Genomic DNA, 21,293 nt, shown 5'->3' with positions numbered 1-21,293 from the left:
AAAGCGCCCCGCGGGGCGCTTTTCTTTTGTCTGCCGAATGCGTGAAACGCGTGAATGCGTCGCGTGCGGTTCAGTTTTGCGGCAGCGTATCGGCGAACGACGGCCGCTGCAGCAGCTTCGCGAAGTGCTTGTCGAGGTTCGGGTGGCGATCGCGCCAGTTGAGCTCGGGCATCCGGAAGTCGAGATAGCCGAGCGCGCAGCCGAGTGCGATGTCGGCGAGCGTGTAATGATTACCGACGCACCACGTCTTGCCGCCGAGGCCCTGCGACATCGCGACGAGGCCGTCGTCGATCTTGCGTTGCTGGCGCGCGATCCAGCTCGCGCTGCGCTGCGCCTCGTCACGCATCGTATGTTCGACGCGAATCGTAACCGCCGCGTCGATCACGCCGTCGCCCAGCGCTTCCCAGCACCGCACCTCGAGGCGCTCGCGGCCCGACGGCGGAATCAGCTTGCCGACCGGCGACAGCGTATCGACGTATTCGCAGATCACGCGGGAATCGAACACCGCGGCACCATCTTCCATCACGAGGCACGGGACCTTGCCGAGCGGATTCGACGCATGAATATCCGTCTCCGGCGCCCACACGTTCTCGAGCTCCAGCTTGTAGTCGATCTTCTTTTCAGCCAGCACGATCCGCGCCTTGCGGACGTACGGGCTGCTGAGCGAACCGATTAATTTCATCATCTGCCTTTTTAAGGGAACCGCCGAGAGTATACGTTGTCGCCGATCATAACCGGCCGGCGTCGCGCGACAGAAAATCGCCCGGACGGCCTGTGGATGGTTTGCAACAACCGCCGCGCGGGCCTTCCGGGGCGGCTTCCCGCCCCCCTCTCTCACGCATGGCGTCCCGCGGCGCTACAATCGCACGAATGAACGCGCCCCTCGATACCGCCATCGCCGTCGACGTCTACCGCCAGCGCCGTGAACGCGTGCTTGCCGCACTGCGTGCCGCTGGCGGCGGCGTCGCCATCGTCCCCACCGCGCCGGAAGTGCCGCGCAACCGCGATACGGACTATCCGTACCGGTTCGACAGCTACTTCCACTACCTGACGGGCTTCAGCGAGCCGGATGCCGTGCTCGTGCTGAACGCGGCCGCACCGCACGGCGCGCCGGAGTCGATCCTGTTCTGCCGCGGCAAGAATGCCGACCGCGAAATCTGGGAAGGCTTCCATTACGGGCCCGAAGCCGCGCGCGACGCGTTCGGCTTCGACGCGGCATTCGCGGTCGACGTGATCGATACCGAGATGCCGCGGCTGCTCGCCGACGCGGGCACCGTGCACTACCGGTTCGGCGCATCGGCCGACTTCGAGCGCCGGCTCGCGGGCTGGCTCGACGCGGTGCGCGCGCTGGCGCGCACGGGCGTCGCCGCGCCGGACGCGATGCTCGACCTCACGCCGCTGCTCGACGACATGCGGCTCGTGAAGGACGAGCACGAGCTCGCGATCATGATGCGCGCCGCGCACATCTCCGCCCTTGCGCACCGCCGCGCGATGCAGGCGTGCCGCCCCGGTATCCGCGAATACGAACTCGAAGCCGAATTGCTGTATGTGTTCCGCAAGCACGGCGCGCAGTCGCCCGCGTACGGCTCGATCGTCGCGGCCGGCGCGAACGCGTGCGTGCTGCACTACCCGGCCGGCAACGCGGCCGCGAAAGATGGCGACCTGATCCTGATCGACGCCGCGTGCGAACTCGACGGCTACGCGTCGGACATCACGCGCACGTTCCCGGCCAACGGGCGCTTCTCGCCCGCGCAGCGCACGCTGTACGACATCGTGCTCGCCGCGCAGCAGGCCGCGATCGACGCGACGCGCGCCGGCGTGCCGTTCGAGGCGCCGCACGACGCCGCCGTGCGCGTGCTCGCGCAGGGGCTGCTCGACACCGGCATCCTCCCGAAAACGCGCTTCTCGACCGTCGACGACGTGATCGCCGAGCGCGCCTACGCACGCTTCTACATGCATCGCACCGGCCACTGGATCGGCATGGACGTGCACGATTGCGGCGACTACCGCGAGCGGCTCGCCGAGCGTGACGGCAACGGCGCGCTGCCGTGGCGCACGCTGAAAGCCGGCATGACGCTGACGATCGAGCCCGGCCTGTACGTGCGCGCCGCCGACGACGTGCCGCCCGAGTACTGGAACATCGGCATCCGCATCGAGGACGACGCGATCGTGCGCGAGCACGGCTGCGAGCTGATCACGCGCGGCGTACCCGTCGCGGCGGACGAGATCGAAGCGCTGATGCGCGCGGGCGCATGACCGGCTGCCGCCGACCGTTACCTCCGTTTCACGAATCAAGATGACGACCGCCTCCTCCCCGGCCACGCCGGACTACGATCTCGCCATCGTCGGCGCGGGCCCCGTCGGGCTCGCGCTCGCCGGCTGGCTCGCGCGCCGCAGCGCCACGCAGCACGCATCGATCGCACTGCTCGATGCACGCGAACCGGCCGCGAGCGCGAACGATCCGCGCGCGATCGCCGTGTCGCACGGCAGCCGTGTGCTGCTCGACACGCTCGCGTGGCCCGCCGACGCGACGCCGATCGAACATATCCACGTGTCGCAGCGCGGCCATTTCGGCCGCACGCTGATCGACCGCGACGAACACGACGTTGCCGCGCTCGGCTATGTCGTGCGTTACGGCTCGCTCGTGCAGGCGCTCGCGGGCGCCGTGCGCGGCACGCGCGTCGACTGGCTCACGTCGACCACCGCGCGTGCGCCGCAGCAGGATGCCGACGGCGTCACGCTGACGCTCGACGGCCCGCAGGGCGCGCGCACGCTGCGCGCACGCGTCGTCATCAATGCCGAAGGCGGGCTGTTCCACGAACAGCAGGCCGACGCCGGCAAACATCGCCGCGACTACGGGCAAACCGCGATCGTCGGCACGGTCACGGTATCCGCGCCGCGCCCGAACGTCGCGTGGGAACGCTTCACGCACGAAGGCCCGCTCGCGCTGTTGCCGCTCGGCGGGCCGCGCCAGGCCGAGTACGCGCTCGTCTGGTGCTGCACGCCCGACGAAGCGGCGCGCCGTGCCGCGCTGCCCGACGATGCGTTCCTGCGCGAGCTCGGCCGCGCATTCGGCGAACGCATGGGCGCCTTCGTCGCGATCGCGGGCCGCGCCTCGTTCCCGCTCGGCCTGACCGCCGCGCAAACGCTCGTCAACGGCCGCGTCGCGATCGTCGGCAATGCCGCGCAGACCCTGCACCCCGTCGCGGGCCAGGGGCTCAACCTCGGGCTGCGCGATGCGCATACGCTCGTCGACACGCTGTCCGCGCAAGGCTTCGAAGCCACCGCGCTCGCCACCTTCAACGCGCGCCGCGCACTCGACCGGCGCTTCACGATCGGCGCAACCGACACGCTGGCGCGCCTGTTCACGATCGACTCGGGCCCGCTCCCGCTGCTGCGCGGCGCGGCGCTCACCGCGCTCGAGTTCGTACCGCCGCTCAAGAAGGTGATCGCGCGCCAGATGATGTTCGGCCAGCGCAACTGACCCGCGGCGCGCCCAGTCGCGCCGCTCAAACCGGGTCAAATCGGCGGGGCATGGGAATACGGTAAAATGCGCGTTTCCCTCTGCCCTTTCCCTGCCCGCGCCCGCCGCGGGCGGTGCCATTGCGATGCCCGTTATCGGCCCTCACGTATTGCGTAACAACCTGTTCGTCGCCCCGATGGCCGGCGTGACGGATCGTCCGTTCCGCCAGCTCTGCAAGCGGCTGGGCGCCGGTTACGCCGTGTCCGAGATGGTCGCGTCCAACGCGCAGCTGTGGAAGAGCGCGAAGACGATGCGGCGCGCGAACCACGAAGGCGAGGTGGAACCGATTGCGGTCCAGATCGCCGGCGCCGATCCCGCGATGATGGCCGAAGCGGCCCGCTACAACGTCGACAACGGTGCGCAGATCATCGACATCAACATGGGCTGCCCGGCGAAGAAGGTTTGCAACGTCGCGGCCGGCTCCGCGCTGCTGCAGAACGAGCCGCTCGTGCAGCGCATCGTCGAGGCCGTCGTCGCGGCGGTCGGCACGGGGCCCGATGCGGTGCCCGTCACGCTGAAGATCCGCACCGGCTGGGATCGCGAGCACAAGAACGCGATCACGGTCGCGCGCCTGGCCGAAGCCGCCGGCATCTCGATGCTCACCGTGCACGGCCGCACGCGCGCCGACCTGTATCGCGGCGACGCCGAATACGACACCATCGCGGCCGTGAAGGCGGCCGTGCGGATTCCGGTGGTCGCGAACGGCGACATCACGTCGCCCGCGAAGGCGAAGGCCGTGCTCGACGCCACCGGCGCCGACGCGCTGATGATCGGTCGTGCCGCGCAAGGTCGGCCCTGGCTGTTCCGCGAAATCGATCATTTCCTGCAAACCGGCGAGCTGCTGCCCCCGCCGCGGATCGACGAGATCCAGCACGTGATGAACGAACACCTGGAAGACCACTACGCTTTCTATGGTGAATTCACGGGAGTCCGTACTGCGCGCAAGCACATCGGCTGGTACACTCGCGGCCTTTCCGGTGCCAACGGGTTCCGGCACAGGATGAACACGCTCGATTCCACCCGCGAGCAGCTCGCCGCCGTCAATGCCTTCTTCGAGGCGCAAAAGGCGCTGTCGGACCACCTCGTCTACGTCGATGACGAAGAGGAAAACGGCCAGGGCGAGTCGGACGACCATAACCAGTTAGCAGCATGAGCAAGCACAACATCGAACAATGTGTCCGCGAGAGCCTGGACGTGTATTTCCGGGATCTAGACGGCTCCAATCCGCACGACGTCTATGAAATGGTGATGTCCTGCGTCGAAAAGCCGATGCTCGAGGTCGTGCTCGTACAGGCCGGCGGCAACCAGTCGCTCGCCGCGGAGTACCTCGGCATCAATCGCAATACGCTGCGCAAGAAGCTGCAGCAGCACGGCCTGCTGTAGGCGGCCGTCCCGTCCCCGTTTCCCTGGCTATTGGTGGTTCCATCATGATCAAGCAAGCGCTCATTTCCGTTTCCGACAAGACCGGCATCGTCGACTTCGCGAAGTCGCTGTCCGACCTCGGCGTCAAGCTGCTGTCGACGGGCGGCACCGCGAAACTCCTCGCCGACGCCGGCCTGCCCGTGACCGAAGTGGCCGATTACACGGGCTTCCCGGAAATGCTCGATGGGCGCGTGAAGACGCTTCACCCGAAGGTGCACGGCGGCATCCTCGCCCGCCGCGACCTGCCCGAGCACATGCAGGCGCTGGAACAGCACGGCATCCCGACGATCGACCTGCTCGTCGTGAACCTGTACCCGTTCGTCGCGACGATCGCGAAGGACGACTGCACGCTCGCCGACGCGATCGAGAACATCGACATCGGCGGCCCGACGATGCTGCGCTCGGCCGCGAAGAACCACCGCGACGTGACGGTCGTCGTCGATCCGGCCGACTACGCGGTCGTGCTCGATGAAATGAAGGCGAACGGCAATGCGGTCGGCTACGCGACCAACTTCCGCCTCGCGACGAAGGTGTTCGCGCACACCGCGCAATACGACGGCGCGATCACGAACTACCTGACGAGCCTGACCGACGAGCTGAAGCACGCGTCGCGCAACGCGTACCCGGCCACGCTGAACCTGGCGTTCGACAAGGTGCAGGACCTGCGCTACGGCGAGAACCCGCACCAGAGCGCCGCGTTCTACCGCGACCTCGCGACGCCGGCCGGCGCGCTGGCGAACTACCGCCAGCTGCAGGGCAAGGAACTGTCGTACAACAACATCGCCGATTCCGACGCGGCGTGGGAATGCGTGAAGACGTTCGACGCACCGGCGTGCGTGATCATCAAGCACGCGAACCCGTGCGGCGTCGCGGTCGGCAACGATTCAGCCGACGCATACGCGAAGGCATTCCAGACCGACCCGACGTCGGCATTCGGCGGCATCATCGCGTTCAACCGCGAAGTCGACGAAGCGGCTGCCCAGGCCGTCGCGAAGCAGTTCGTCGAAGTGCTGATCGCACCGTCGTTCTCCGACGCCGCGAAGCAGGTGTTCGCCGCGAAGCAGAACGTGCGCCTGCTCGAGATCGCGCTCGGCGACGGTCATAACGCATTCGACCTGAAGCGCGTGGGCGGCGGCCTGCTCGTGCAGTCGCTCGATTCGCGCAACGTGCAACCGAGCGAGCTGCGCGTCGTCACGAAGCGCCAGCCGACCGCGAAGGAAATGGACGACCTGCTGTTCGCATGGCGCGTCGCGAAGTACGTGAAGTCGAACGCGATCGTGTTCTGCGGCAACGGCATGACGCTCGGCGTCGGCGCAGGCCAGATGAGCCGTGTCGATTCCGCGCGCATCGCGAGCATCAAGGCGCAGAACGCCGGCCTGACGCTGGCCGGTTCGGCAGTCGCATCGGATGCGTTCTTCCCGTTCCGCGACGGCCTCGACGTCGTCGTGGCAGCCGGCGCGACCTGCGTGATCCAGCCGGGCGGCTCGATGCGCGACGACGAAGTGATCGCGGCGGCCGACGAGCACGGCATCGCGATGGTCCTGACGGGCGTGCGCCACTTCCGTCACTGATCGCATGCGGCCCGCGCGGCCGCTGCACGACAACCCGGCGGCATCCCCCCGCCGGGTTTTTTATTGCGCGGCGCCTTCGCGCACGACCGGGCGACCGGCTTGCCGCACCAATCGTTGTAGTATCGCTGCATCACGCCACTCTCCTCACTCATGCGAATTCTCGGCATCGACCCCGGCCTGCGCGTCACCGGCTTCGGCGTCATCGACGTCAGCGGCCACCGGCTCGCCTATGTCACGAGCGGCGTGATCCGCACGCCGACGGCCGACCTGGCCACCCGGCTCGGCACGATCTTCCAGGGCGTCTCGACCATCGTGCGCGAGCACGCCCCCGACCAGGCCGCGATCGAAAAGGTGTTCGTCAACGTGAACCCGCAGTCGACGCTGCTGCTCGGCCAGGCGCGCGGCGCCGCGATCTGCGGCCTCGTCGCGGGTGGCCTGCCGGTCGCCGAATACACGGCGCTGCAGCTCAAGCAGGCCGTGGTCGGCTACGGCCGCGCGACCAAGACGCAGATGCAGGAAATGGTCACGCGGCTGCTCAACCTCTCGGGACAACCGGGCTCCGACGCGGCCGACGCGCTCGGCATGGCGATCTGCCACGCGCACGGCGGCGATACGCTCAGCACGCTCGGCGGCCTCGCGCCGGCGCTCGCGAAGAAAGGGCTGCGCGTGCGGCGCGGGCGGCTGGTCGGCTGACACCGGCGCGCATCGCGGCCCGGCGCGCCGGCTCGACTGCGTTGCCCCCTTTGGCTGCGCCGGCCACCTTGACCGTTTTACCCGCACGCGGCACGCCCGTGACACGCGCCGCTTCGGCCTGACGGCCACGCCCATCGGCATCGCGCCGCACGTGCGCTACACTCGCGCTTTCTTCCTCGCATCAAGCCATCCATGATCGGTCGCATCGCCGGCATCCTGCTCGAAAAGAACCCGCCCCACCTGCTCGTCGACTGCAACGGCGTCGGCTACGAAATCGACGTGCCGATGAGCACCTTCTACAACCTGCCGCAAACGGGCGAGCGCGTCGTGCTGCTCACGCAGCAGATCGTCCGCGAGGACGCGCACCTGCTGTACGGCTTCCTGACGCCGCAGGAGCGCACGACCTTCCGCGAGCTGCTGAAGATCACCGGCATCGGCGCGCGCATGGCGCTCGCCGTGCTGTCCGGCATGAGCGTGCAGGAGCTCGCGCAGGCCGTGACGATGCAGGACGCCGCGCGCCTCACGCGCCTGCCCGGCATCGGCAAGAAGACGGCCGAACGCCTGCTGCTCGAATTGAAGGGCAAGCTCGGCGCCGATCTCGGCGCGCTCGCCGGCGCAGCGTCGCCGTCCGACCACGCGACCGACATCCTCAACGCGCTGCTCGCGCTCGGCTATTCCGAAAAGGAAGGGCTTGCCGCGATCAAGAACGTGCCGGCCGGCACCGGCGTATCCGAAGGCATCAAGCTCGCACTGAAAGCGCTGTCGAAGGGGTAACGCCCGCCTGACGGGCCGCCCACCGGTGCGTTGAAGCCAGTGTCGCGCAGCCGCGCAACGCTCGCCAGTCGGCCGTTCGGCCAGGTGGGCGGGACCGCGGCGCGCGGTACAATGGCCGCATGATTGAAACCGACAAACTCGCCACCGAGCAGCGGATCATCGCCGCCACGCCCGCCTCGTCGCACGAGGAGGTGTTCGAACGTGCGCTGCGGCCGCGCCAGCTCGACGACTACGTCGGCCAGGAAAAGGTGCGCGGCCAGCTCGAGATCTTCATCGAAGCCGCCAAGCGCCGCTCCGAGCCGCTCGACCACGTGCTGCTGTTCGGGCCGCCGGGCCTCGGCAAGACGACGCTCGCGCACATCATCGCGCGGGAGATGGGTGTGAACCTGCGCCAGACGTCGGGCCCCGTGCTCGAGCGCGCGGGCGATCTCGCCGCGCTGCTGACGAACCTCGAAGCGAACGACGTGCTGTTCATCGACGAGATCCACCGGCTGTCGCCGGTCGTCGAGGAAATCCTGTATCCGGCACTCGAGGATTACCAGATCGACATCATGATCGGCGAAGGGCCGGCCGCGCGCAGCGTGAAGCTCGACCTGCAGCCGTTCACGCTGGTCGGCGCCACCACCCGCGCCGGGATGCTCACCAACCCGCTGCGCGATCGTTTCGGCATCGTCGCGCGCCTCGAGTTCTACGATGCCGATCAACTGTCGCGCATCGTGCGGCGCTCGGCGTCGCTGCTGAACGCGCAGATCGATCCGAACGGCGCGCTCGAAATCGCGAAGCGTTCGCGCGGCACGCCGCGGATCGCGAACCGGCTGCTGCGCCGCGTGCGCGACTTCGCGGAAGTGAAGGCCGACGGCCAGATCACCGCGGCCGTCGCCGATGCCGCGCTCGCGATGCTCGACGTCGATCCGGTCGGCTTCGACCTGATGGACCGCAAGCTGCTCGAGGCGATCCTGTACAAGTTCGACGGCGGCCCGGTCGGTATCGACAACCTCGCGGCGGCGATCGGCGAAGAGCGCGACACGATCGAGGACGTACTCGAGCCGTACCTGATCCAGCAGGGCTTCCTGCAGCGCACGCCGCGCGGGCGCGTCGCGACGCTGCTCACGTATCGCCACTTCGGGCTTTCCGTGCCCGACACCGGCCGCACCGAACGCGGCGAGTGGGATACCCCCGACGGGAAGTAACCCGTCGCCCGAGCCGTCCCCGCCATGACGACGCCACCCAGCTCCCGCCCCGTCGCACCCGCACCGGGCCCGCGCTGGGCCGAGCCGATCCGCAAGCGGCTCGTGGCCGGCGTCACGCACCTGACAGCGGGCGGCGGCGGCCCGTCACTCGACCTCTCTTCGCCGCCCGGCGACCCCGGGCTGTTCGGTCCCGAGGCCATCTGCTGGCGCGTGCACGCCGACTTCACGTCGATGATGACGGGCGGCATCGCGGCGCTGCTGCTGCAGGCGCTTCACCCGCTCGCGCTCGCGGGCGTCTGGGATCACTCGTCGTTCCGCACCGACATCCTCGGCCGCTTGCGACGCACCGCCACGTTCATCACCGGTACGACGTTCGGCAGTCGCGCGGACGCACTTGCGCTGATCGAGCGCGTGAAATCGATCCACGCACACATCTCGGGCACCGCGCCGGACGGCCGCCCGTATCGCGCCGACGATCCGGCGTTGCTGACCTGGGTGCATGTCGCGGAAGTGTCGAGTTTCCTCGCCGCGCACCTGCGCTATGTGAATCCCGCGCTGCCGGGCGAGTTGCAGGACCGCTACTACGCCGAAACGGCCTTGGTCGCCGAGCTGCTCGGCGCACACGAGGTGCCCCGTTCGCGTGCCGAGGTGGCTGCCTATCTCGCGCGCATGCAGCCCGAGCTCGAGGCCGGGCCACGCACGTTCGACGTGATGTCCATCCTGCTGAACGTGCCGGTCGCGAAGCCCGCGCTGCGGCCGGCCGCGTCGCTGGTGATGCACGCGGGCATCGACCTGCTGCCGCCGTGGGCGCAACGCATGCTCGGCGTGTCGGCGTTCGCGCCGCTGCGCCGCGCGGTGGTGCGGCCCGGCATCCGGGTCGTCGCGCCCGTGCTGCGCTGGGCGCTCGTGAACGGCGCATCAAAACGTGCGCGCCGCCGCGCCACTGCGACACCGCCCGACAGCACCCCGCCTGTCTGACGATTCGCTTCCTCTTATCATTTCAATTTACTGTCAAATACCTGTGACAAGCTGACGTGCTTGCACCCGTGCACGGTTGCACGGGCCAGACGTGCCGCCCGTCCGAGACCTGCGCGGTGTCCCGCCCACCCGACCGACACCCGATGCCCGCGATGCCACGCCTGCCGATCCGATTCGCCCTTGCCGCCAGCCTGTCCACCGTCTTCGCCCTCACCGCCTGCGGAGGCGACGATGTCACCGCCGTCGCCCGTTCGGACGCGCAAACGCCGTCCGGCGGCACCCCGACCACGCCTGCCCCGACGCCGCCCGCCACCGTCACGCCGCAACCGGGCAAGTGGAAGGCCGCGCGCGCGGGCGACCTGATCGACGTGACGCTGGGCGATCTCCATCCGACGCAAGGCGCGATCGGCTACGACCAGATCTATTACAAGCTCGGCCGCTACGAACTGCAGCCCGACAAGAAATTCGACGACTTCTGCGCGGACGAAGGCCTCGGCGGCGTCGCGTCGAGCGGCTACACGGCCAAGTCGGTGCTGCGCGAGCCCGCGAGCTACACGTGCACGACGACCGACGCGAACGCCCGCGACCGCTCGGTGCTGAACCCGGTCGTGATCGGCCCGAACGGCGATGCGCTGTACCTGACCGACGGCCACCACGGCCTGTCGACCTACTACGAGACGCCCGACGGCGGCCCCGCGCTGCACGTGCACGTCGTCGTCAAGGACAACCTCAGCGACTACTCGGGCGACGCGTTCTGGCAGCAGATGCAGAGCCGCGGCTATCTGCGCCTCAAGAATGGCGAAGGCAAGTCGATCACGACCGCGCAATTGCCGACCGGGCTCGGCCTGAAACTCGGGATGACGAACGATCGCTACCGCTCGCTCGTCTATTTCACGCGTGATATCGGCTACAGCAAGCCCGCACAAGCCACCGACTATCTCGAGTTCTACTGGGCCGACTGGCTGCGCGCGCAACCGGGCACGTTCGCGCTCGCCGGCTATGACCTGACGCGCGCCGGCACGACCGACCCGGATCCGGCGAAGGCCGACACCGGCTACCTGAACGCGGTCTGGAATGCGTCGACGCGCATGGTCGCGGCCACGGACCCGGTGCTCGACGGCAAGACGGGCGCCGACCTCGGGCGCGCGGACGCGATCAACGGCGGGAAGAAATACAACAAGGGGGAATTCGACAAGCTACGCCAGCCGATCACGGCGGACAAGCCCGGCAAGATCGCGTACGCGCTCGACTACAAGACGCGCCACGCGCTGCCGCAGTAAGCAAGCCGGCACCACGCAGGAAGGAACTCCCGGCCGGCGATGCCGGACGGGGCCTGCCGGCTCAGAGCACCTTGCGGTACCCGTCGTCGTCGCTCGCGGCGTCCAGGTGCGACACGTCGGCCCACTGCACGACCTGCGCGCGGCCATCGACGTAATCGACGACGTTGATGCTCGTGTTGAGCAGCTGATAATTGCGCGGCGCCGACAGCTCGATGCCGTTCGCGAAACGATAGACGCAGTCGAGCACGCCACCATGCGCGACGCACGCGATCCGGCCACCCGGATGCTCGGCGACGATCGGTTCGAGCGCATGCAGCACGCGGTGGTAGAACTCGCGCTGCGACTCGCCGCCCTCCGGCGCGAAGCCGGGGTCGCGCGTCTGCCAGGCCGCGTACGCGTCGGGGAACAACGTCTCGATCTCGGCGCTATCGTGCCCCTGAAACTGGCCGTACGAGCGCTCGCGCAGCCCTTCCCGCAGCCGCGGCGTAAGCCCGAGCGCGTCGGCGAACGGCTGCGCGGTCTGCTGCGCACGCAACAAGTCGCTCGAATAGATCGCGTCGAGCCGTGCACCGTCACGCGCGTCGCGTGCGAGCCGTACGGCCAGCTTTTGTGCCTGCTCGAGGCCCGTTTCGGCCAGCGGGATGTCGATATGACCCTGGATGCGCTTGATGCGATTCCAGGCCGTCTCGCCATGGCGGATGAAAAGAATCTGCGTGGTGGCCATCGCGGTGCGTCTCCGGGGAAGAATCAGGGCCGCACTTGCAGCCAGAAGGTCACGGGGCCGTCATTGACGAGCGACACCTGCATGTCGGCGCCGAACTCGCCCGTCTCGACGACCGGATGGCGCGCCCGCGCGGCCGCCACGAAATAGTCGAACAGCCGCGCGCCTTCGTCGGGCGGCGCGGCCGGCGTGAAGCTCGGACGCAGCCCGCTGTTGGTATCGGCCGCCAGCGTGAACTGCGACACGAGCAGCAGGCCGCCCGCACGGCCTTCGCCGTCGATATTCGACACCGGCAGGTTCATCTTGCCGGCGGCGTCGCTGAACACGCGGTAGCCGAGCATCTTCGCGAGCAGCTTGTCGGCCGCTGCGTCGGTGTCGCCGCGCTCCGCGCAGACCAGCGCGAGCAGGCCCGCGCCGATCTCGCCCGTCGTGCGATCGCCGACGCGCACGTCGGCGCGCTTCACGCGCTGGATCAGCGCGATCATGCCGTGAGCGTGACGCGTGCGAAGCGGCGCTTGCCGACCTGCACGACGAACTCGCCGGCTTCGACCTTCAGGCCCTTGTCCGACACGGTCGCGCCATCGATCTTCACGCCGCCCTGCTCGATGTTGCGCAGCGCCTCGCTCGTAGACGGCACGAGGCCGGCCTGCTTCAGCAATTGGCCGATCGCGAGCGGCGCGCCCGCGAGCGTGACCGACGGAATGTCGTCCGGCACGCCGCCCTTCGCACGGTGGTTGAAGTCCTCGAGCGCACGCTCGGCATCGGCCTGCGAGTGGAAGCGCGCGACGATTTCCTGCGCGAGCAGCACCTTGAAGTCGCGCGGGTTGCGGCCGCCTTCGATCTCGCGCTTGAAGCCGTCGATCTCGTCCATCGGACGGAACGACAGCAGCTCGAAGTAACGCCACATCAGCGTGTCTGAGATGCTCATCAGCTTGCCGAACATGTCGTTCGGCTGCTCGCTGATGCCGACGTAGTTGCCCTTCGACTTCGACATCTTCTCGACGCCGTCGAGGCCTTCGAGCAGCGGCATCGTGAGAATGCACTGCTGTTCCTGGCCGTACTGCTTCTGCAGTTCGCGGCCGACCAGCAGGTTGAACTTCTGGTCGGTGCCGCCAAGCTCGAGGTCGGCGTTCAGCGCGACCGAGTCGTAGCCCTGCATCAGCGGGTACAGGAATTCGTGGATCGAGATCGGCACGCCGCCCTGGAAGCGCTTCGTGAAATCTTCGCGCTCGAGGATCCGCGCGACCGTGTAGCGCGACGCGAGCTTGATCATCCCGTCCGCGCCGAGCGGCATCGACCATTCGCTGTTGTAGCGGATTTCGGTCTTGTCGCGGTCGAGCACGAGCGCGGCCTGCTCGAAGTAGGTCTTCGCGTTCGACTCGATCTGTTCGCGCGTGAGCGGCGGGCGCGTCGCGTTGCGGCCCGACGGATCGCCGATCAGCGACGTGAAATCGCCGATCAGGAAGATGACCGTGTGGCCAAGATCCTGCAGCTGGCGCATCTTGTTCAGCACGACCGTATGGCCGATGTGGATATCGGGCGCGGTCGGGTCGAGGCCGAGCTTGATGCGAAGCGGCGTGCCCGTCGCCGCGCTGCGTGCGAGCTTCTGCGCGAACTCTTCCTCGACCAGCAGCTCGTCGACGCCGCGCTTCGTGACGGCGAGCGCATGCCGGACTTCGTCGGTGATCGGGAAAACAGGCTTGGAACTGGGTTCGGTGCTCATCGGTGCCAGGAAGAATGTCGCAAAAACAGGGATTTTCCCATAACTTGCGCGCCCATCGCTTAACGGCGCGTCACGTTGCGCGGATAATCGGGCGCAAGGCGCGCGGCACCGGCCCGCGCCGCACGATCCAGGAGGACCCAACGTGCCGCAACGACAGCCGCAACACGCCCATCCGGCCGACGGCATCTACTTCGGGCTGATGTCGGGAACCAGCATGGACGGCGTCGATGGCGTCGCCGTGCGCTTCGAGGCCGGCCGTGCGCCGGTCGTGCTCGCGGAAGCGTTCGTCGGCTTCGCGCAATCGCTGCGTGACGCCCTGTTCGCGCTGCAGCAGCCCGGCCACGATGAAATCGACCGCGAATCGCTCGCGGCGAACGCGCTGGTCGCGCGCTATGCGGTGTGCTGCCACGAATTGCAGCGCACGGCCGGGCTGTCGCGTGACGAGATCCGCGCGATCGGCGTGCACGGCCAGACCGTGCGCCATCGCCCCGAGCGCGGCTATACGCGGCAGATCAACAACCCGGCGCTGCTCGCCGAGCTGACCCAGCTCGACGTGATCGCCGATTTCCGCAGCCGCGACGTCGCCGCGGGCGGCCATGGCGCGCCGCTCGCGCCGGCCTTCCACGCGACGGTGTTCGGCGCGCCGGGTGAAACGCGTGTCGTCTGCAATCTCGGCGGGATCAGCAACATCACGATCCTGCCCGGCGAAGGCGGCGACGTGCGCGGCTTCGACTGCGGCCCCGCGAACGCGCTGCTCGACGAATGGGCGACCCGCCATCTCGGCAAGCCGTACGACGACGGCGGCAAGTTCGCCGCGCGCGGCACCGTCCACGCACCGCTGCTCGACGCGCTGCTCGACGAGCAGTATTTCGCCGCCCCGCCGCCGAAAAGCACCGGGCGCGACCTGTTCAATCCGGCATGGCTCGACGCGAAGCTCAGCGCGTTCGCGCAGGTCACGCCTGAGGACGTGCAGGCGACCCTTACCGCGCTCACGGCCATGTCGGTCGCACGCGAGATCGCGCAGCACGCAGCGGGCTGCAAGGCCGTGTTCGTCTGCGGCGGCGGCGCACGCAATCCGGTGCTGCTCGACGCCCTCCGGGACGCACTGCGCGAGGCCGGCGTGCCGGCCACGGTCGATACGACGGCCGCGCTCGGCGTGCCGCCGCAGCAGGTCGAGGCGCTCGCATTCGCGTGGCTCGCGTACCGCTTCACCGCGCGCCAGCCCGGCAATCTCGCGACCGTCACGGGCGCAGCCGGCAACCGCGTGCTAGGCGCGCTCTATCCGCGCTGACGCCGCGCCTGCCGCACGGCGGGCGCCGCACCGCCAACGCGAACGGGTATGAAAAAAACGGGGCATGAAGCCCCGTTTTTCATTCCGGCGAACCGGATCGGATCTGCCGTGTGCTCAGACCGAGAACGACGAGCCGCACCCGCAGGTGGTGCTCGCATTCGGGTTCTTGATCACGAACTGGGCGCCGTTGAGGTCGTCCTTGTAGTCGATCTCGGCGCCGACCAGGTACTGGTAGCTCATCGAGTCGATCAGGAGCTGGACGCCGTTCTTGTTCATCACGGTGTCGTCCTCGTTGACTTCCTCGTCGAACGTGAAGCCATACTGGAAGCCGGAGCAGCCGCCGCCCTGCACGAACACGCGCAGCTTCAGGTCGGGATTGCCCTCTTCGTCGATCAGTTGCTTGACCTTGTCGGCCGCGGCGTCGGTGAAGACGAACGGAACCGGCATTTCGGCCGTCGTTGCTGCGGATTCGGTAACAGCGTTCATTGCGAACTCTCCAAAAAGCTTTAGCCGCTATTGTAGGGCCGATCAGAAGATCGTGCTGAAGTCCATGAAATCAATAGGTTCTTGTCGATTTCATCAAACACGCCCGCGCGGGCCGCGGCAGCACGCGCCTGAAAGCGGACATAAAAAAACCGCCAGCGCGAACGCTGGCGGTTTTTCCGGCGGACGCCGCCCGGGAGCGGCGAGGCCATGAAGCGGAATTAACGCTTCGAGAACTGCTTTGCGCGACGTGCCTTGCGCAGACCAACCTTCTTACGCTCGACTTCACGTGCATCGCGCGTGACGAAGCCTGCGTTCGACAGCGACGGCTTCAGCGTCGCATCGTAGTCGATCAGTGCACGGGTGATGCCGTGGCGCACTGCACCTGCCTGACCCGTTTCGCCGCCGCCGTTGACGTTGACCTTGATGTCGAACGTCTGGCCGTGGTTCGTGAGTTCCAGCGGTTGACGCACGATCATCAGCGACGTTTCGCGCGAGAAGTAGTCAGCGATGGGCTTGCCGTTGACGATGATGTCGCCCTTGCCAGCCTTGATGAAGACACGTGCGACTGCGCTCTTGCGGCGGCCCGTACCGTAGTTCCAGTTACCGATCATGTGGGCTCCCCTTAGATCTCGAGCGCCTTCGGCTGTTGCGCCGAATGCGGATGCGTAGCTTCAGCGTAGACCTTCAGCTTCTTGATCATCGCGTAGCCGAGCGGGCCCTTCGGCAGCATGCCCTTGACCGCTTTCTCGAGCGCGCGGCCCGGGAAGCGTTCTTGCATCTTGCCGAACGTCGTTTCATAGATACCGCCCGGGTAGCCCGAGTGACGGTAGTACTTCTTGTCCAGAGTCTTGTTGCCCGTGACCTTCAACTTGCTTGCGTTGATGATGATGATGAAATCACCAGTGTCGACGTGCGGGGTGAACTCAGGCTTGTGCTTGCCGCGCAGACGGCGTGCCACTTCGCTGGCAACACGGCCGAGAACCTTATCCGTCGCGTCAATCACGTACCATTCGCGCGTCACCTCATGGGCTTTTGCGGAAAACGTCTTCATGATCGATCCAAAAAAATTGCTTTGCCCGATGTGTTCTTCCTGCTTGTCTGTGTGCGCTTCGAGGCGCGGTGCAGGCTCTCCCTGTTCTTTTTCCGTGGGCATGAATGCGGAAAAGCCCTGAATTATAAAGGAAATACGGCAACGCGGTCAAAGGGAATCCACTCCCCGTGTCCACGGCGGCCGAAATGGGCCAAAATCCGTTCGTGCCCCAAGAAGCCAGGCGAACCGAGCGCCCGGGGAGGCACCCATCGACGCGCGGCACAGGACCCTCCCGCGCCAGACCGGCCGAATCTGGAAAACAACAAACAAGCATGATGAATCAACGACTTACGCCCTTCCTTGCGGCGGCCCTGCTCGCCGCCGCAGCGCCCGCCGTGGCCGCCCAGGCCGACTGCGCAGCCAAGCTCGACGCACTCGATACCCGCATTGCCGAAGCCCGCACCGCTCATGCCGAGGATCGCGTCGCCCGCCTGCGCGCGGTGCGCGAACGCGTCCGCCACTTCTGCGCACGCGGGCACGGCCACGCGTCGGCCGTCCACGTGCCCGCACCTGATGCGCGCTCAACCGGCACGCCGTCCGGTGGCGCGACGTCACAGTCGGACGCAAAGCAACCTGCGTAACGATTACGGGGTTCCGGGGATACCGTGATGCCGGGGCGCGCAAGCCGCGCGCCGATGTTTGCATGGGACGAAAAAAAGCCCGAACGGCTGGTTCGGGCTTAATCCACCATAGGAGGAGGGTGGAGGAGACATTCGGAGGTTGCCGCAGCGCGACAACCAATGAGGCTCATTATACGAACGCGTCGCCGACTTCACAAGAAAATTTGCATTACGAAATCAAACACCATAATGCGGAATATTTCGCGTCGCGTTTGAAAATTCCATTTTTCCCTTTTAAATCAATCACCTGATCCCATCGGACCGGCTCGAAAACGCCCCGTTTCTAGAGCAAAAACCCTAAATCCGAGCGGGAATTGGCCGTCCGGCGCGTCGCTCGCACGGCTCCGGCATTGCGCGTCGTGCAGCGCATCAGCCGACCGTTGCGCAGCGGGCTACAATGCCGGATCGAATCCGAATCAGGCAACGCTGGAGTGCAAGCATGGAATGCAAAGTAAGCTGGATGGGCCAGGACGGCATGGCGTTTTCCGCCGAGACCGGCAGCGGCCACCTCGTCACGATGGATGGCGCGCCCGAAGGCGGCGGCCACAACCTCGCGCCGCGCCCGATGGAAATGGTGCTGCTCGGCACCGGCGGCTGCACGGCCTATGACGTCGTGCTGATCCTGAAGAAGAGCCGCCAGGAAGTGAGCGGCTGCTCGGTCACGCTGAAGGCCGAGCGCGCGAGCGAAGATCCGAAGGTGTTCACGAAGGTGCACTTCCACTTCACCGTCACCGGGCGCAACCTGAACCCGTCCACGGTCGAACGCGCGATCAACCTGTCGCACGACAAGTATTGCTCCGCGTCGATCATGATCGCGAAGACGGCCGAACTCACGCATTCGTTCGACATCGTCGCCGGCTGAACGCACGGCGCGCGCGCATGAAAAAAGGGCCGGCGCTCCGAGGGGAGACGCCGGCCCTTTCGCATTCGAACCGCAAAGCAGGCCGATAAGCCGGATTCTGTGCACGCTGCGCGCCGAAGCGCGCAACGCGTGGCAGCCATTCCTCTAGGCGCGCCATTGCTGACGCGCTCAAGCTTCCTACCCGCAGACGAGACGGGGGCCCCGTCCTGCATCCGAAAATGCGCGCCTGCCTACTTGGAATTGCTCCGGGTGGAGGTTACCGTGCCGGCGAACGTCGCCGTCGCCGCGGTGCGCTCTTACCGCACCGTTTCACCCTTACCTGATCCCGGCTTGCGCCGGGCCATCGGCGGTTTGCTTTCTGTTGCCCTGTTCCGCGTGTCGCCACGGATGGCCGTTAGCCATCACCCTGCCCTGTGGAGTCCGGACTTTCCTCGCCCCCGCGCGCCCGAAGGCGGCGAGGCCGCGACTGCCTGGCCTGCTTTGCGACGCGCATTCTAGCACTGCGCGCCGCGGGCCGCATGGGGCCGGGTTCGCGCGACGGCGCGGTGGCTTACGCCAGCTTCCAGCCGATCGTCTCGCCGCCGCGCAGCGGCACGACGGGCGTATCGCCTGCGAAGATCTCGCGCGGCAGTTCCCACGACTCGCGACGCAGCGTGACCGTCTCGGCGCTGCGCGGCAGCCCGTAGAAATCGGCGCCGAAGAAGCTCGCGAAGCCTTCCAGCTTGTCGAGCGCGCCGGCGGTGTCGAACGCTTCCGCATACAGTTCGAGCGCGTGCAGCGCCGTGTAGCAGCCCGCGCAGCCGCACGCGGTTTCCTTCGCGTCGCGCGCATGCGGCGCGCTGTCGGTGCCGAGGAAAAAGCGCGGGTTGCCCGACGTCGCGGCCTCGACCAGCGCGACGCGATGCGTCTCGCGCTTCAGCACCGGCAGGCAGTAGTAGTGCGGGCGAATCCCGCCGACGAACAGCGCGTTACGGTTGTACAGCAGGTGATGCGCGGTGATCGTCGCGCCGAGCAGGCCGGGCGCCGCGTCGGCGTCGCGCACGTAGTCGGCCGCGTCCTTCGTCGTGATGTGCTCGAACACGACCTTCAGGCCCGGGAAATCGCGGCGCAGCGGCGTCATCACGCGGTCGATGAAGACCTTCTCGCGGTCGAACAGGTCGATCGACGCATCGGTCACCTCTCCGTGCACGAGCAGCGGCACGCCGGTTTCCTGCATCGCCTCGAGCGTCTTCGCGCATTTCGCGAGATCGGTGACGCCGTGGTCGGAATTCGTCGTCGCGCCCGCCGGATACAGCTTCACGCCGTGCACGAAGCCGCTTTCGCGCGCGCGGCGGATCTCGTCGGGCGGCGTGTTGTCGGTCAGGTACAGCGTCATCAGCGGTTCGAACGTCATTCCGGCCGGCAGCGCGGCCAGGATGCGCTCGCGATAGGCCTGCGCCTGCGCGGTGGTCGTGACCGGCGGCTTCAGGTTCGGCATGACGATCGCGCGGCCGAACTGGCGCGCGGTGTGCGGCAGCACGGCGGCCAGCATGTCGCCGTCTCGCAGGTGCAGGTGCCAGTCGTCGGGACGGGCGAGCGAGAGCGTCGCCGGGGAGGAAGCGTTCGAGGCAGTCATAGGAAGCGTCGTGAGGAACGGGCTGGCCATCGGCGGGGCCGGAACGCGCGTGCGCGGGCCGACTGACGGCAAACCGCAACACGGGGCCTTCGGCCGGCGGAATCCGCTTTTTACCGCTCAGGGCTCGGTGATATGCTAGAAGCCGCATTGTACCGGGGTTCGCCCGGTTCGTTACCCCCGCCTCAGCCTGCCGCCCCAAGTAAAATGTGCCAACTCTTAGGAATGAACTGCGCCGCGCCGACGGACGTCACATTCTCCTTCACAGGTTTCGCGGCCCGGGGCGGGCTCACCGATCACCACGCCGACGGCTGGGGCATCGCGTTCTTCGAAGACAAGGCCTGCCGCCTGTTCATCGATCACCAGGCATCCGCCACGTCGCCGATCGCCGAAATGGTGAAGCGCTACCCGATCAAGTCCAAGAACACGATCGCGCACATCCGCAAGGCGACGCAAGGCCACATCCTGCTCGAGAACAGCCATCCGTTCATGCGCGAGCTGTGGGGCCGGCACTGGATCTTCGCGCACAACGGCGACCTGCAGGACTACGCACCGGACATGGACGGCAGCGTCTACCATCCGGTCGGCACGACCGACAGCGAACAGGCGTTCTGCGTGCTGATGCAGGGGCTGCGCGAAGCGTTCCCCGGCGCGCAGCCGCCGTTGCCCGAACTGTTCGAACGCGTCGGCGAACTGACGCGCGGCATCACCGATCACGGCGTGTTCAACTTCCTGATGTCGAACGGCCAGGCGCTTTTCGCGCATTGCTCGACGCGGCTGCACTACCTCGTGCGGCGCTGGCCGTTCTCGACCGCGCACCTCGTCGACGAAGATCTCTCGATCGACTTCGCGAAATACACGACGCCCGAGGATCGCGTCGCGGTGATCGCGACGCAGCCGCTCACCGACAACGAAGTCTGGACCGCGTTCGAGCCGGGCGAGCTGATCATGTTCCAGTGCGGCGACGTCGCCGCGCGGATGCGGATCCCGGTGCCGGAACGCGTGCTCGAGAAGTTGCGCAATCCGTCGCTCGACGCGTCGGCATCGGCGCCGCGCGACACGCGCGAGGTGCTCGCCACCGCCGCCGAAGTCGATTCCGACGACGCGATCGACTTCTGAGCCCGGCGCCCGCGCCCTCTTCCCTTCACGTTTTCGCCGCTGTGCGGCAAGTCGGCGGCGCGCCGCGTCCGATCGCGGCGGTGACTTGGTACGCAGGCGATTCGGCGACGTTCGCTATCGGCGTCAATGGCCCTCCCCGCACCGATCTCCCTTCATCCGGACTAAAGTCCGGCATATCGAAGCGCCGCCACACCATATTCGTTTAATTTAATTTATTTTCAAACGAAAGAAATTAAAAGGCGAAAATAATATACGACGGGTAAGCATATAATCCGGGCGGAGGTATTTTAACGCACCGGTCTGGCGTAAAACGTGCGCCACCTCACCGAGCCGACAAT

General features: G+C 67.2%; 23 protein-coding genes and 1 other RNA gene. 14 read left to right on the top strand and 10 right to left on the bottom strand.

Annotation, left to right across the window (positions count from 1 at the left end; genetic code table 11):
• Positions 1-70: 70 nt before the first annotated feature.
• Entirely contained in the window at positions 71-685 is a 615-nt protein-coding gene (locus CFB47_RS03370) for a glutathione S-transferase family protein (RefSeq protein WP_089455593.1), read from the bottom strand.
• Positions 686-870: 185 nt separating this feature from the next.
• Here CFB47_RS03370 and CFB47_RS03360 point away from each other — a divergent pair, with 185 nt between their 5' ends.
• From CFB47_RS03360 to CFB47_RS03315, 10 genes are all read left to right on the top strand, one after another.
• Positions 871-2,256: an aminopeptidase P N-terminal domain-containing protein gene (locus CFB47_RS03360; RefSeq protein WP_089439244.1), complete on the top strand. Its 1,386-nt coding sequence runs from the start codon at positions 871-873 to the stop codon at positions 2,254-2,256.
• A gap of 40 nt (positions 2,257-2,296) precedes the next feature.
• Positions 2,297-3,484: a UbiH/UbiF/VisC/COQ6 family ubiquinone biosynthesis hydroxylase gene (locus CFB47_RS03355; RefSeq protein ID WP_089455591.1), complete on the top strand. Its 1,188-nt coding sequence runs from the start codon at positions 2,297-2,299 to the stop codon at positions 3,482-3,484.
• 124 nt (positions 3,485-3,608) lie between these two features.
• Complete coding sequence (gene dusB / locus CFB47_RS03350) at positions 3,609-4,676, top strand: tRNA dihydrouridine synthase DusB (RefSeq protein ID WP_006497523.1); 1,068 nt, start codon at positions 3,609-3,611, stop codon at positions 4,674-4,676.
• Positions 4,673-4,906 carry a Fis family transcriptional regulator gene (locus CFB47_RS03345; protein WP_006476892.1) on the top strand — a complete coding sequence of 78 codons (234 nt, stop codon included), beginning with the start codon at positions 4,673-4,675 and terminating at the stop codon, positions 4,904-4,906. The genes dusB and CFB47_RS03345 overlap by 4 nt, the downstream gene beginning before the upstream one ends.
• Before the next feature lie 44 nt (positions 4,907-4,950).
• On the top strand, positions 4,951-6,516 hold the full coding sequence (purH, locus tag CFB47_RS03340) for a bifunctional phosphoribosylaminoimidazolecarboxamide formyltransferase/IMP cyclohydrolase (protein WP_089460424.1): 1,566 nt from the start codon (positions 4,951-4,953) through the stop codon (positions 6,514-6,516).
• A gap of 150 nt (positions 6,517-6,666) precedes the next feature.
• A complete protein-coding gene (gene ruvC, locus CFB47_RS03335; RefSeq protein WP_039361444.1) occupies positions 6,667-7,209 on the top strand; it encodes a crossover junction endodeoxyribonuclease RuvC in 543 nt (180 codons plus the stop codon).
• Positions 7,210-7,401: 192 nt separating this feature from the next.
• Complete coding sequence (gene ruvA, locus CFB47_RS03330) at positions 7,402-7,983, top strand: Holliday junction branch migration protein RuvA (RefSeq protein ID WP_089439242.1); 582 nt, start codon at positions 7,402-7,404, stop codon at positions 7,981-7,983.
• A 119-nt stretch (positions 7,984-8,102) separates the two neighbouring features.
• A complete protein-coding gene (gene ruvB / locus CFB47_RS03325; RefSeq protein ID WP_089430607.1) occupies positions 8,103-9,173 on the top strand; it encodes a Holliday junction branch migration DNA helicase RuvB in 1,071 nt (356 codons plus the stop codon).
• Positions 9,174-9,197: 24 nt separating this feature from the next.
• The gene (locus CFB47_RS03320) at positions 9,198-10,151 is read left to right on the top strand and encodes an oxygenase MpaB family protein (RefSeq protein ID WP_089460423.1); all 954 of its coding nucleotides are present in this window, start codon (positions 9,198-9,200) and stop codon (positions 10,149-10,151) included.
• A gap of 143 nt (positions 10,152-10,294) precedes the next feature.
• Entirely contained in the window at positions 10,295-11,431 is a 1,137-nt protein-coding gene (locus CFB47_RS03315) for a ParB/Srx family N-terminal domain-containing protein (RefSeq protein ID WP_373453130.1), read from the top strand.
• Between the two features lie 61 nt (positions 11,432-11,492).
• Here the strand turns inward: CFB47_RS03315 and CFB47_RS03310 are convergent, their stop codons facing one another.
• Genes CFB47_RS03310 through tyrS form a run of 3 tightly spaced genes read right to left on the bottom strand, consistent with a single transcriptional unit; the run spans position 11,493 to position 13,875 of the window.
• On the bottom strand, positions 11,493-12,155 hold the full coding sequence (locus tag CFB47_RS03310) for a histidine phosphatase family protein (protein WP_089460422.1): 663 nt from the start codon (positions 12,153-12,155) through the stop codon (positions 11,493-11,495).
• A gap of 23 nt (positions 12,156-12,178) precedes the next feature.
• Positions 12,179-12,637, bottom strand: a complete 459-nt coding sequence (dtd, locus tag CFB47_RS03305) for a D-aminoacyl-tRNA deacylase (RefSeq protein WP_011350959.1) — start codon at positions 12,635-12,637, stop codon at positions 12,179-12,181.
• On the bottom strand, positions 12,634-13,875 hold the full coding sequence (gene tyrS / locus CFB47_RS03300) for a tyrosine--tRNA ligase (RefSeq protein WP_089439239.1): 1,242 nt from the start codon (positions 13,873-13,875) through the stop codon (positions 12,634-12,636). The genes dtd and tyrS overlap by 4 nt, the downstream gene beginning before the upstream one ends.
• A 142-nt stretch (positions 13,876-14,017) precedes the next feature.
• On the opposite strand from tyrS, the gene CFB47_RS03295 reads away from it, so the two are divergent.
• Positions 14,018-15,166: an anhydro-N-acetylmuramic acid kinase gene (locus CFB47_RS03295; RefSeq protein ID WP_089460421.1), complete on the top strand. Its 1,149-nt coding sequence runs from the start codon at positions 14,018-14,020 to the stop codon at positions 15,164-15,166.
• A 114-nt stretch (positions 15,167-15,280) separates the two neighbouring features.
• Here the strand turns inward: CFB47_RS03295 and erpA are convergent, their stop codons facing one another.
• Genes erpA through rplM form a run of 4 tightly spaced genes read right to left on the bottom strand, consistent with a single transcriptional unit; the run spans position 15,281 to position 16,703 of the window.
• A complete protein-coding gene (gene erpA, locus CFB47_RS03290; protein WP_011350956.1) occupies positions 15,281-15,652 on the bottom strand; it encodes an iron-sulfur cluster insertion protein ErpA in 372 nt (123 codons plus the stop codon).
• 20 nt (positions 15,653-15,672) lie between these two features.
• A complete protein-coding gene (locus CFB47_RS41055) occupies positions 15,673-15,861 on the bottom strand; it encodes a hypothetical protein (protein ID WP_166893546.1) in 189 nt (62 codons plus the stop codon).
• A gap of 9 nt (positions 15,862-15,870) precedes the next feature.
• Entirely contained in the window at positions 15,871-16,263 is a 393-nt protein-coding gene (gene rpsI, locus CFB47_RS03285) for a 30S ribosomal protein S9 (RefSeq protein ID WP_011883283.1), read from the bottom strand.
• An 11-nt stretch (positions 16,264-16,274) separates the two neighbouring features.
• The gene (gene rplM / locus CFB47_RS03280) at positions 16,275-16,703 is read right to left on the bottom strand and encodes a 50S ribosomal protein L13 (RefSeq protein ID WP_009687896.1); all 429 of its coding nucleotides are present in this window, start codon (positions 16,701-16,703) and stop codon (positions 16,275-16,277) included.
• 311 nt (positions 16,704-17,014) lie between these two features.
• On the opposite strand from rplM, the gene CFB47_RS03275 reads away from it, so the two are divergent.
• Both CFB47_RS03275 and CFB47_RS03270 read left to right on the top strand, forming a co-directional pair.
• The gene (locus CFB47_RS03275; RefSeq protein WP_089460420.1) at positions 17,015-17,323 is read left to right on the top strand and encodes a DUF1090 family protein; all 309 of its coding nucleotides are present in this window, start codon (positions 17,015-17,017) and stop codon (positions 17,321-17,323) included.
• A 436-nt stretch (positions 17,324-17,759) separates the two neighbouring features.
• Positions 17,760-18,224, top strand: coding sequence for an OsmC family protein (locus tag CFB47_RS03270; RefSeq protein ID WP_172625585.1), 465 nt, complete (start codon positions 17,760-17,762; stop codon positions 18,222-18,224).
• A gap of 70 nt (positions 18,225-18,294) precedes the next feature.
• Here the strand turns inward: CFB47_RS03270 and rnpB are convergent.
• Positions 18,295-18,706: RNase P RNA component class A (gene rnpB / locus CFB47_RS03265), an RNA gene on the bottom strand.
• 68 nt (positions 18,707-18,774) lie between these two features.
• Entirely contained in the window at positions 18,775-19,839 is a 1,065-nt protein-coding gene (gene pyrC / locus CFB47_RS03260) for a dihydroorotase (RefSeq protein WP_089460419.1), read from the bottom strand.
• Between the two features lie 204 nt (positions 19,840-20,043).
• Between pyrC and CFB47_RS03255 the strand changes: the two genes are divergently transcribed.
• Positions 20,044-20,955 carry a class II glutamine amidotransferase gene (locus CFB47_RS03255; protein WP_039361465.1) on the top strand — a complete coding sequence of 304 codons (912 nt, stop codon included), beginning with the start codon at positions 20,044-20,046 and terminating at the stop codon, positions 20,953-20,955.
• The last annotated feature ends 338 nt before the right edge of the window (positions 20,956-21,293 follow it).

Origin of the sequence: Burkholderia sp. AU27893, assembly GCF_002223205.1 — a bacterium.
Classification (GTDB): domain Bacteria; phylum Pseudomonadota; class Gammaproteobacteria; order Burkholderiales; family Burkholderiaceae; genus Burkholderia.
Note: the sequence above shows the minus strand (reverse complement) of the source record. Positions and strands in the feature narration are given on the sequence as shown.